This is a genomic window from Amycolatopsis sp. NPDC049252 (assembly GCF_043197175.1).
Classification (GTDB): Bacteria; Actinomycetota; Actinomycetes; order Mycobacteriales; family Pseudonocardiaceae; genus Amycolatopsis.
This window is the reverse complement of sequence record NZ_JBICSQ010000151.1, coordinates 1-10,870: the sequence shown is the minus strand read 5'-3', so window position 1 is coordinate 10,870 and position 10,870 is coordinate 1. Positions and strand designations below refer to the sequence as shown.

General features: G+C 70.0%; 9 protein-coding genes and 1 pseudogene. All 10 read left to right on the top strand.

The features are described 5' to 3' along the window. Positions 1–330, top strand: a 330-nt coding sequence (locus tag ACGFMK_RS47995; RefSeq protein ID WP_392778456.1) for a substrate-binding domain-containing protein, incomplete at its 5' end; no start/stop codon positions are given. 34 nt (positions 331–364) lie between these two features. Continuing rightward, positions 365–1,579 carry an extracellular solute-binding protein gene (locus tag ACGFMK_RS47990; protein ID WP_392778454.1) on the top strand — a complete coding sequence of 405 codons (1,215 nt, stop codon included), beginning with the start codon at positions 365–367 and terminating at the stop codon, positions 1,577–1,579. Next, positions 1,576–2,496: a carbohydrate ABC transporter permease gene (locus ACGFMK_RS47985; RefSeq protein ID WP_392778452.1), complete on the top strand. Its 921-nt coding sequence runs from the start codon at positions 1,576–1,578 to the stop codon at positions 2,494–2,496. Before ACGFMK_RS47990 ends, ACGFMK_RS47985 begins: the two co-directional genes overlap by 4 nt. Before the next feature lie 53 nt (positions 2,497–2,549). Next, the gene (locus tag ACGFMK_RS47980; protein WP_392778459.1) at positions 2,550–3,290 is read left to right on the top strand and encodes a carbohydrate ABC transporter permease; all 741 of its coding nucleotides are present in this window, start codon (positions 2,550–2,552) and stop codon (positions 3,288–3,290) included. A gap of 37 nt (positions 3,291–3,327) precedes the next feature. After that, positions 3,328–3,535, top strand: a pseudogene (locus ACGFMK_RS47975) (family 31 glucosidase); the annotation flags it as partial. Between the two features lie 520 nt (positions 3,536–4,055). Continuing rightward, positions 4,056–5,036, top strand: a complete 981-nt coding sequence (locus ACGFMK_RS47970; protein ID WP_392778450.1) for an ABC transporter permease — start codon at positions 4,056–4,058, stop codon at positions 5,034–5,036. Further along, positions 5,036–6,046 (top strand): ABC transporter permease, encoded by a 1,011-nt coding sequence (locus tag ACGFMK_RS47965; RefSeq protein ID WP_392778447.1) that lies wholly within the window; start codon positions 5,036–5,038, stop codon positions 6,044–6,046. Before ACGFMK_RS47970 ends, ACGFMK_RS47965 begins: the two co-directional genes overlap by 1 nt. Then, entirely contained in the window at positions 6,043–8,178 is a 2,136-nt protein-coding gene (locus ACGFMK_RS47960) for a dipeptide ABC transporter ATP-binding protein (protein WP_392778444.1), read from the top strand. The genes ACGFMK_RS47965 and ACGFMK_RS47960 overlap by 4 nt, the downstream gene beginning before the upstream one ends. A gap of 39 nt (positions 8,179–8,217) precedes the next feature. Beyond that, positions 8,218–9,912 carry an ABC transporter family substrate-binding protein gene (locus tag ACGFMK_RS47955; protein ID WP_392778441.1) on the top strand — a complete coding sequence of 565 codons (1,695 nt, stop codon included), beginning with the start codon at positions 8,218–8,220 and terminating at the stop codon, positions 9,910–9,912. Positions 9,913–9,970: 58 nt separating this feature from the next. Beyond that, on the top strand, positions 9,971–10,870 hold a 900-nt coding region (locus tag ACGFMK_RS47950; protein WP_392778439.1), incomplete at its 3' end, for a hypothetical protein.

Sequence of the window (10,870 nt, the reverse complement as noted above, 5' to 3'; positions counted from 1 at the left end):
AGCGCCTGCCTGGACGAGCTGTTCGCCGCCGACCCGGACCTGACCGGCCTGGTCGTGCACAACGAAGCCGTGCTACCCGGGCTGCTCTCGGACCTGCGCCACCGCGGGCTGCGCGTGCCCCAGGACGTTTCGGTCATCGCCGTCTGCCCGGACACCATGGCCGAGCAGCACCCGGTCGCGCTGACCACCGTCGCCATCCCGGCCGAGGAGGTCGGCACCCAGGCCGTGGAGATGACCATGCGCCGGCTCGGCGGCCACACCACGCCGGAGGTCCGGCTGCTCGGGCCCCGCCTGACCCGGCGCGACAGCACCGCCGCACCACGCACCTGACCCGGTTCTGCTCCGCCGCCGAAGGGGGATCACGATGTCCGCAGCCCGTCGCGCCCTTTTCCTGGCCGCGACTGCCGCGCTCCTGGCCGCGTGCGGCCCCGCCCCGGCCCCGCAGACGACGAACGCCACCACCGTCACCGAGCTCGACTACTACGCCGACGAACAGGGTTCCGCGGCCTGGCAGAAGATCCTCGACGCCTGCGCCGCGCAGACCGGCATCAAGATCGAGCGGCAGACGGTGCCGACGGCGCAGATGCTGCCGAAGATCCTGCAGGGCGCGAGCTCGAAGACACTGCCGGGCCTGCTCTTCACCGACAACCCGACGCTGCAGCAGGTCGCCGCCACCGGCGCGCTGACCCCGCTGTCGGACTACGGCATCTCCGCCGGCGGGTACTACCCGGGCATCGTCAAGGCCGGCACCTACCAGGACAAGGTCTACGGGGTCGCGCCCGGGGTGAACGGGCTGGCCCTGATCTACAACAAGGACCTGCTGACGGCGGCCGGGGTGCGGCCACCGTCCACCTGGGACGAGCTGACGGCCACCGCGGCGAAGCTGACCAAGGACGGCAAGTACGGGCTCGCCTTCTCCGCGATCCCTTCGGAAGAGGGCACCTGGCAGTTCCTCCCGTTCTTCTGGAGCAACGGCGCCGAACTGTCCCGGCTGGACTCGCCGCAGGGCGTGCAGGCCCTGACCTACGTCACGGGCTTCGTGACGAGCGGGTCGGCGTCGAAGTCGGTCGTGACGTGGAACCAGAACGACGTGGCCGACCAGTTCGTCGCGGGCAACGCGGCGATGATGATCAACGGGTCGTGGAACCTCGCCCGCCTCGACGAGCAGCAGTCGCTGCACTACGGCGTCGTGCCGATCCCGGCGCCGAAGGCGGGCGCGAAGCCCGTGGTCGCCCTCGGCGGTGAGGTCGGGGCCGTGCCCGTCACCAGCGGGCCCGCCCAGCAGGCCGCCGGGAAGGTGCTGTCCTGCATCCTCGCCGAGCCCACGATGCTGCAGTGGAGCAAGGCCCACGCCTATATCCCGTCGAAGACGACCGTCGCGGCGAAGTTCGGCGCCGAGCAGCCGGAGATGCAGGCGTTCGTCGACGAGGTCGGCTCCGCCCGCTCCCGCACCGCCGAACTCGGCGAGAAGTACCCGAAGGTCTCCCAGGCGCTGGCCGACGCGATCCAGGCGTCGCTCACCGGGAAACAGCCCGCCGACCAGGCCCTCAAGACCGCGCAGCAGGCGGCCGGGTCGTGACGCTCGCGGCCCCGGTGCCGCGGCGAAGACCACGGCGGGACCACCGGTTCATCGCATGGGCGTTCCTCCTGCCCGCGGTCGCCTACGTCGTGGTGTTCTTCGGGTATCCGCTGACCGCGAACCTGGTGATGAGCACTCAGGACTACACCGTCAAGTCGTTCTACACCGGCGAAGCGCCCTTCGTCGGATTGGCCAACTACGCCGCCGTGCTCACCGCCCCGCTGTTCACGACGGCCGCGCTGAACACCGTGCTGTTCACCGCCGGGTCGCTCGTCTTCCAGTTCGGCATCGGCCTCGCGCTGGCCGTGTTCTTCACCGGCCGCTTCCTCGGCAGCGCGCTGCTGCGGTCGCTGCTCCTGCTCCCCTGGCTGCTGCCGCTGGTGGTCAGCGGCGCGGTGTGGCGGTGGATGTTCGACCAGGACCACGGCGTGCTCAACGCAGCACTGCGCCTGATCGGGATCGGCGCGGTGCCGTGGCTGAGCAGCACGGGCTGGGCCCTGCCGGCGGTGATCCTCACCAACATCTGGATCGGCATCCCGTTCAACCTGGTGATCCTGCACGGCGGCCTGCGCGCGATCCCCGCGTCGCTGCACGAAGCCGCCGCGCTCGACGGCGCGGGCGCGTGGCAGCGGTTCCGGCACGTCACCTGGCCGCTGCTGCGCCCGGTCACCGGGATCGTCCTGATGCTCGGGCTGGTCTACACCATCAAGGTGTTCGACGTGATCATGGTCGTCACCGGCGGCGGCCCGGCCAACGCCACCCAGACGCTCACCACGTGGTCCTACCGGCTGTCCTTCCAGGACTTCACGTTCGGGCGGGGCGCCGCGGCCGGGAACCTGCTGATCCTGGTGGCGACCGGGTTCGGCCTGCTGTACCTGCGCTCGGCGAAGGCGACCCTGGCCGAGGCGGCGACGTGAAGACCGCGGCCGGGGTGGTGATCGTCGCGGTGCTGCTGTTCCCGCTGTACTGGATGGTCAACGCCTCGCTGCAGCCCAGCGGCGCGCTGCTGCGGCCCGACCCGGCGTTCCTCCCGGTCGACGGCACGCTTGACGGGTACCGCCGGGCCCTCGCGACGCAGGGGCCGAACCTGGTGTCCAGTGTGGTCGTGGCGCTGGGCACGGTGCTGGTGTCGCTGGTGGTGGCGGCACCCGCGTCGTACGCGCTGGCGCAGCTGAAGGTCCGCGGCGGGCCGGCGCTGGTGTTCGTGCTGATCGTCGTGCAGCTGATCCCGGGCATCGTGCTGGCGAACGCGCTCTACACGGTGTTTTCCAACCTCGGCCTGATCGACAGCTACCTCGGGCTGGTGCTGGCGGACTCGACCGCGACCATCCCGTTCGCCGTGCTCCTGCTGCGGGCGTTCATGATCTCGGTGCCGCGGGAGCTCACCGAAGCGTCCCGTGTGGACGGTGCCGGCTACTGGCGGACGTTCTTCTCGATCATCCTCCCGGTCAGCCGCAACGCACTGGTCACGGCCGGGCTGTTCGCATTCCTGTTCGCCTGGGCCGACTTCCTGTTCGCCGTCACCCTCACCACCGGGCAGTCGTTCGAGCCCGTCACGGTGGGCATCTACCGGTTCGCCGGCAACCAGTCCGCCGACTGGAACGGGATCATGGCCACCGCCGTCCTCGCCGCGATCCCCGCGGCCGTGCTGCTCGTCGTCGCCCAGCGGTACGTCGTCGCCGGGCTGACCAGCGGCGCCGTCAAAGACTGAGGAGTCCGCGTGGTCCTGCTCATCGCAGCCGTGGAGCACGGACACCGGCGAGGAGCTCCCGTCCGAGCAGCGCGCGCACTTCTGGTGGCCCGGGTGGCGGCTGTTCATGCCGTCGCACAACGGTTACGGCCGCCTCGAGCAGCGGTTCACCGCCTACGACGGCGAGCGGATCCACGGCCGGCTGGACCAGAAGGCTGTCCAGCCGCGGTTACGGCTTACTCTCGAACAGCCCCGCGGTCGGGCGGTCGAGCCGGCCCAGGACGCGCTGCAGGGGCGACCTGCCTGGCGGCGCAGATGCGGGTGGCACCGGTGCTCGAAGCCGGCGTGACGCACCAGGCCGTGCATCTGCCCGAAGGTACACTGTGGACGGACGCGGTGACCGGGAACCGCTGCTCGGGCGGGGACGAGCGTCGAAGCGGCGCCCCGCGCGGCCGCATCCCGTTGTCCCTGCGCGACTCGGCGACTCCCGATCGGGAGACCGTGACCCCTCTTACACCGCCGTGCCCGGCGCGCGCAACATACCTACGTCGGGTATCCGGCAAAAGGTAACGAGACGCTCACATTCACAGCCGGATCGTAACTATCGAATAGTTCGCCAAGGGCGAAAAGAACCGCCTGTTCCCCTTATGCTGCGCCGACGACGGGCGTAAAGACTCTTGAAGGGCAGCAGCGGCAAGTGGTTGCGACGAGAACTCCATCGAGCGAGCGGCGGGCGAGCGGCCCGCGAGACCGGCGGCTCCCCGCCCCGGACCGGGCGGGGCCGCGGTGATCGGCTTCCTCCTCCGCCGCCTCGTCAACTACGTCGCGCTCTGCCTGGTCGCCACGTTCGCGGCGTTCTCCCTGGCCTCGCTGGCCTTCAGCCCGCTCGACGGCCTGAAGCTGCGCAACCCGCCGCCCCCGAAGGCGACGATCGACGCCAAGGCCGCGGAGCTCTACCTGAACCAGCCGATCCCCGAGCGGTTCTTCACCTGGCTCGGCGGCGTCTTCCAGGGCAACTTCGGGCGGACCATCACCGACCAGCCGATCACCGACGAACTGCTGCGCCGGATGGGCGTCAGCCTGCGGTTGTTCGTCCTGGGCATCACCATCGGCATCGTGATCGGCGTGCTGGTCGGCGTGGTCAGCGCCATCCGCCAGTACAAGATCAGCGACTACCTCGCGACGACCTTCTCGTTCGTGGTGCTTTCCACCCCGGTCTTCGTCATCGCGACGATCCTCAAGGCCGGCGCCCAGTCGGTGAACGACAACCTGCTCGACGGCTACCAGTTCTTCATCGTGCAGGGCGAGAACTCCAGCGGGCTGAGCGGCGGGTTCGGGGAGGCGCTGCTCGACCGCGTGCAGCACCTGATCGTGCCGACGCTGGCGATCGTGCTCACCCAGGTCGCCTACTACAGCCGGTACCAGCGCTCGGCGATGCTCGACGTGCTCGGCTCGGACTTCCTGCGGACCGCGCAGGCCAAGGGCCTGACCCGGCGCCGCGCGCTGTTCAAGCACGGCCTGCGCACCGCGCTGATCCCGATGGCGACGCTGTTCGCGTTCGGCTTCGGCCTGCTCGTCACCGGCGGCATCTTCACCGAGAAGATCTTCGGCTGGTACGGCATGGGCGACTGGCTGGTCACCGGGATCCAGCAGCAGGACACCAACATCGTGGCGACGGTGACGCTGTTCATCGCCGTCTGCGTGCTGTTCGCCGGCTGGCTGTCGGACGTGCTGTACGCCGTGCTCGACCCGAGGGTGAGGATCTGATGTCGGCCTCCGTCAACGAAACCGAGGCGAGCGCCGCCCCCGCCGGTGCCCCGGTCGACCTGGCTGTGGCCGGCCCGGCCGCTTCGGGCGCCGGGCGCGGCAAGCTCGTGCTGCGCCGCTTCCTGCGCAACCGCGCGGCCGTCGCCGCGCTCGCGTTGATCGTGCTGTTCTACCTGCTGGCGTTCACCTACACCTGGTACTCGCCGTGGGCCTACGACGAACTCGACCCGACGTCGTACCTGCTGCCGCCGGACGGCTCGCACTGGTTCGGCACCAACCAGATCGGCGGCGACATGTTCGCGCAGACCATGCGCGGGCTGCAGAAGTCGCTGACCATCGGGCTGCTGGCCGCGCTGTTCTCCACCGGCGTCGCCTCGGTCGTCGGGGCCGCGGCGGGCTACTTCGGCGGCTGGACCGACCGGATCGCCATGTGGGTCGTCGACCTGCTGCTGATCCTGCCGCCGTTCCTGATCATCTCCATCCTGTCGCCGGCCTTCCGCGGCAAGACCTGGCTGATCCTCGTCGGGCTGATCGCGCTGTTCCAGTGGATGATCACCGCCCGGATCGTCCGCGGCATGACGCTCACCCTGCGCGAGCGGGAGTTCGTCAAGGCCGCCCGGTTCATGGGCCAGCCGGCGCGGCGGATCATCGCCAAGCACATCGTGCCGAACATGGCGTCCCTGCTCATCATCGACGCCACGATCAACGTCGGCGTCGCGATCATCACCGAGACGTCGCTGTCGTTCTTCGGCTTCGGGGTCCAGGCCCCGGACGTCTCGCTCGGCACGCTCATCGCGGCCGGGTCCGACGCCGTCCGCACGTTCCCGTGGCTGTTCTACATCCCGGCGGGCTTCCTCGTGGTCACCGTGCTCGCGGTGAACTTCGCCGGGGACGGCCTGCGCGACGCGCTGGACCCGGCGTCGAGCCGCTCGCGGCGCAAGGAGCGCAAGCGCGTCGAGGCCGCCACGAAGTCCCCCACCGAGACCGTTTCCGCTGGAGCCGTTTCATGAGCAGCACCGCACTCGCCCTGGGCGCGGAGACCGGCAAGCCGACCGGGACCGTGCTGGAGGTGTCCGGCCTCGACGTGTCGTTCCCGTCCGAGTCGGGCCGGGTGCACGCCGTGCGCGGGCTGTCCTACCAGGTCGCCGCGGGCGAGGTGCTCGGCATCGTCGGCGAGTCCGGCTCGGGCAAGTCCGTGTCGTCGCTGGCCGTGCTGGGCCTGCTGCCGCCGCAGGCCCGCATCTCCGGGTCGATCCGGTTCCAGGGCAGCGAGATCATCGGCCGCTCCGACACCGAGCTGTCCCGGCTGCGCGGCAAGAAGATCTCGATGGTCTTCCAGGACCCGCTGTCCGCGCTCACCCCGGTTTACCCCGTCGGCGCGCAGATCGCCGAAGCCCTGCTGGTGCACGGAAAGGGCGTGGTCACCAAGGCGCAGGCGAACGCCCGCGCGGTCGAACTGCTGGACCTGGTCGGGATCCCGAACGCCGCTCAGCGCGCGAAGGCGTTCCCCCACGAGTTCTCCGGCGGCATGCGGCAGCGCGCGGTGATCGCCATCGCGATCGCCAACGACCCCGACCTGATCATCGCCGACGAGCCGACGACCGCGCTGGACGTCACCGTCCAGGCGCAGGTGCTGGAGGTGCTCAAGACCGCCCAGGAGGTCACCGGCGCCGGCATCGTGATCATCACCCACGACCTCGGCGTCGTCGCCGGGTTCGCCGACCGGCTGATGGTGATGTACGCCGGGCGCGCGGTCGAGCAGGGGCCGGTGGAGACGATCTACGCCCGGCCGCGGATGCCGTACACGCTCGGGTTGCTGGGCTCGATCCCCCGGGTCGACGCGCACGAGAAGCAGCCGCTGGTGCCGATCGAGGGCCAGCCGCCGTCGCTGGTCAGCCTGCCGCCGGGCTGCCCCTTCTCGCCGCGCTGCCCGCTGGTGACCGACGAGTGCCGCGCGGCGGAGCCGGAGCTGCTCACCATCACCCCCGGGCGCCCGGACGCCGGCGTCGACACCTCGCACCGCGCGGCCTGCATCCACACCAAGGTCCTCGACCGGCCGGACGCCGACGCGGCCGAGGTGTACGGCGCCGAACTCGTCGGGGAACCGCCGCTGGCGGCGCTGCCGCGGGCCGAGCGGACCACCGTGCTCGACGTCCAGGGCCTGGTCAAGCACTACCCGGTGACCAAGGGCCAGATCCTCAAGCGCCGGGTCGGCACCGTGCAGGCCGTCGACGGGATCAGCTTCGACATCGTCGAGGGCGAGACCCTCGGCCTGGTCGGCGAGTCCGGCTGCGGGAAGTCCACCACGCTGATGGAGATCCTCGAGCTGGTGAGCCCGGCCGCGGGCTCGGTCGCCGTGCTGGGCAAGGACGTCGCGAAGCTCGACGGCAAGGCGCGCAAGGCGATCCGCCGCGACCTGCAGGTGGTCTTCCAGGACCCGATGGCCGCGCTGGACCCGCGGCTGCCGATCGGCGACATCATCGCCGAGCCGATGCGCGTGCACGGGTACGACCGGGCGGCGATCGACCAGCGGATCCCGGAGCTGCTGCACCTGGTGGGGCTGCGGGCCGAGCACGCCGAGCGCTACCCCGCGGAGTTCTCCGGCGGGCAGCGCCAGCGCATCGGGATCGCGCGGGCGCTCGCCCTGGAGCCGAAACTGATCGTGCTCGACGAGCCGGTTTCGGCGCTGGACGTCTCCATCCAGGCGGGCGTGATCAACCTGCTCGACGAGCTGAAGGCGAAACTCGGCCTGTCGTACCTGTTCGTCGCGCACGACCTGTCGGTGGTGCGTCACATCGCCGACCGGGTGGCGGTGATGTACCTGGGCAAGATCGTCGAGATCGGTGACGTCCGGACCGTCTTCGAGCAGCCGCAGCACCCGTACACCCAGGCACTGCTGTCGGCCATCCCGATCCCGGACCCGGTCAAGGAACGCGAGCGGACCCGGATCATCCTCACCGGCGACCTGCCCAGCCCGGCGGACCCGCCGTCGGGCTGCCGGTTCCGGACCCGCTGCTTCGTGTTCGCCCAGCTGTCCGAAGAGGACGGACAGCGGTGCGTCGAGGTCGAGCCGCCGCGGGAACCGCGCGCCGCCGACCACGACGTCGCCTGCCACTACGCCAAGACCCGCGAAGTCGTGTAGCCACGCATCCGTTGGCACACAGGAAAAGAGAGGTACCCGATGAACCGACGGAGGATGGCCGCCGTCATCGCCCCCGTGGTGGCGCTGACGCTCGCCCTCACCGGCTGCAGCAGCAGCTCCGGGGGCGGGAACAACGCGCTCCAGGACCAGGGCGCCCAGGGCGTCAAGACGGCCGACATCAACGAGAAGCCGCTCGACCAGGTCAAGGACGGCGGCGACTTCAAGTGGCCGGTCGACCAGCTGCCGGACAACTGGAACGTCAACCAGGTCGACGGCACCGTGCTCGACGGCCAGAGCATGTTCGGCGCGGTCTTCCCGTACCTCTTCACGCAGAACGCCGACGCGACGGTCAGTGAGAACCCCAACTACGTCACGTCGGTCAAGCTGGTGAGCACCGACCCGCAGGTCGTCGAGTACAAGCTCAACCCGAAGGCCAAGTGGAGCAACGGCCGCGCGTTCTCCTGGGAGGACTTCGCCGCGCAGGCGAAGGTGCTCAACGGCAAGGACCCGGCGTACGAGGTCTCGCAGACCACCGGCTACCAGGACATCGCGAAGGTCGAGAAGGGCACCGACGACCTCGACGTGAAGGTCACCTTCGCGAAGAAGTTCGCGGAGTGGAAGTCGCTGTTCATCCCGCTGTACCCGAAGGAGCTCAACGCCGACGCGGAGACCTTCAACAAGTCGTTCGCGACCGAGCCGAAGATCACCGCCGGCGTGTTCAAGGTGCAGAAGATCGACCAGACCGCGAAGACCGTGGTCCTCGAGCGCGACCCGAACTGGTGGGGCACCCCGGCCAAGCTCGACACGGTCACGTTCAAGAAGGTCGAGCGCCCGGCGCTGGCGGACGCGTTCGCCAACGGCCAGATCGACTTCTACAACCTGAACAACGACGTCAACGCGTTCAAGCGCGCGCAGGGCGACCCGAACACCGCGATCCGGCAGTCCACCTACCCGGACTACACGCACCTGACCTTCAACGGCGCGAGCTCGTCGATCCTGGCCGACAAGGACCTGCGGCTGGCGCTCTTCCGCGGCATCGACACGGTCGCCATCTCGAAGGCGATCCTCGGGCAGATGCAGAAGGACACCCAGCCCCTGGGCAACCACATCTTCCTCAAGGGCGCCAAGGAGTACGTCGACAACTCCGGGCCGTACAAGTACGACGTCGAGGCCGCGAAGAAGCAGCTCGACCAGCTCGGCTGGAAGCCGGCCGGTGACTTCCGGGCCAAGGACGGCAAGCAGCTGAAGGTCCGGCTGATCATCCCGACCGGCACGCCGATCAGCCAGCAGACCGGGCAGATCATGCAGTCGCAGCTCAAGGCCATCGGCGTCAACCTGGACATCCAGGCCGTGCCGAGCACCGAGTTCTTCAAGAACTACGTCAACGTCGGCAACTTCGACGTGACGCTGTTCCGCTGGATCTCGACGGCGTTCCCGATCGCCGGCGGTCAGGGCATCTACTACAACGACCCGAAGAACATCGGCCAGAACTACGGCCACGTCGGGGACGACAAGATCAACCAGCTCTACGACACCGCGGCCCAGGAGCTGGACGACAGCAAGCGGGCGGCGGACCTGAACGAGATCGACAAGGAAATCTGGGCGGTCGGCCACCAGCTGCCGATCTTCCAGTCGGTCGGCGCGTTCGCGGTCCGCAAGACGGTGGCGAACTACGGTTCGCCCGGCTTCGCGAACACCCCGTACGACTTCGCGAAGATCGGCTTCGTGAAGTAGCAGTTCCTTTGCAGGTGGGCGGTGCTCGCACCGCCCACCTGCAGTACCCGAGGCAGTGGTGAAGACTCTCCTGACGCTCCGGCCGGTGCGGCACATCCTCCTGACGAGCGCCCTGGCCCTGCTGGCCTGCGCGTTCGTGTTCGCGGTGCAGCTGGCCGAGTATTCGGCCGCGGCCGGCGAACTGCGCGGGATGACGGCCCGCTCGACCGCGACCGTCGTCCGCCTCGACGGTGACTCGGCGGTGATCCACATCGCCTCACCGGACGTGACGGCCACCGTCGCGATGGACGTCCGGCCCGCGCCCGGGAGCACCCTCCCGGTGTTCTACGACCCGGCTGATCCCCGCCGCGCGGCGATCCGCGGCGCGACCCCGCTGGTGACGACCGACCGCACGACCACCTACGCGACGGCCACCGTGGTCGCCGCGGCGGGTGTGCTCGCGGTGGACGTCCTGATGCTGCTGACCCGCTTCGTGCGGCCCGGCCGCTCCGGTGGGCGCCGGACCGTGCCGATCCGCCGGGTGAAGGTGCAGCGCGGCCTGCTGACGCGCTCGTGGCTGGAGCTGGAGACGCCCCAGCCGGCGTGGCTCCCGGTGTACTTCTCCCCCGAGCTGATCGGCCTGCCTTCCCCTTCGGTCGCGGAGCTGACCGGCGACCACCGGGTGCTGGTCCGGGCCGGCGGCACGACGTTCCACCCCGCGGGCGGCCTCCGCCGGGTCGAACCCCGCGGCCGCCGCCTGGACAACCCCGCCGAACCGGACGACGAGCGCCTGTCGGCGGCCGGCCGGCCGGTCACTCTGCGCCGCCAGCTGCGGACCGACCTGCCGGTACTGGCGGTCGCCCCGGTGGTCGGCGTGTTCTGGGCCCTGGTCGACGGCACGGGGGTGGCGGGCTGGCTGGCGGTCACGACCCTGGCCGCGGCGTTCGGCTTCTGGTGGGCCGCCCTCCGCGGCTCCGAC

Excerpts from the sequence above, each read along its gene's own strand:
- ACGFMK_RS47960 (WP_392778444.1), top strand. The coding sequence starts at position 6,043 with ATGAGCAGCACCGCACTCGCCCTGGGCGCGGAGACCGGCAAGCCGACC.
- ACGFMK_RS47980 (WP_392778459.1), top strand. The coding sequence starts at position 2,550 with ATGGTCAACGCCTCGCTGCAGCCCAGCGGCGCGCTGCTGCGGCCCGAC.
- ACGFMK_RS47965 (WP_392778447.1), top strand. The coding sequence starts at position 5,036 with ATGTCGGCCTCCGTCAACGAAACCGAGGCGAGCGCCGCCCCCGCCGGT.
- ACGFMK_RS47990 (WP_392778454.1), top strand. The coding sequence starts at position 365 with ATGTCCGCAGCCCGTCGCGCCCTTTTCCTGGCCGCGACTGCCGCGCTC.
- ACGFMK_RS47955 (WP_392778441.1), top strand. The coding sequence starts at position 8,218 with ATGAACCGACGGAGGATGGCCGCCGTCATCGCCCCCGTGGTGGCGCTG.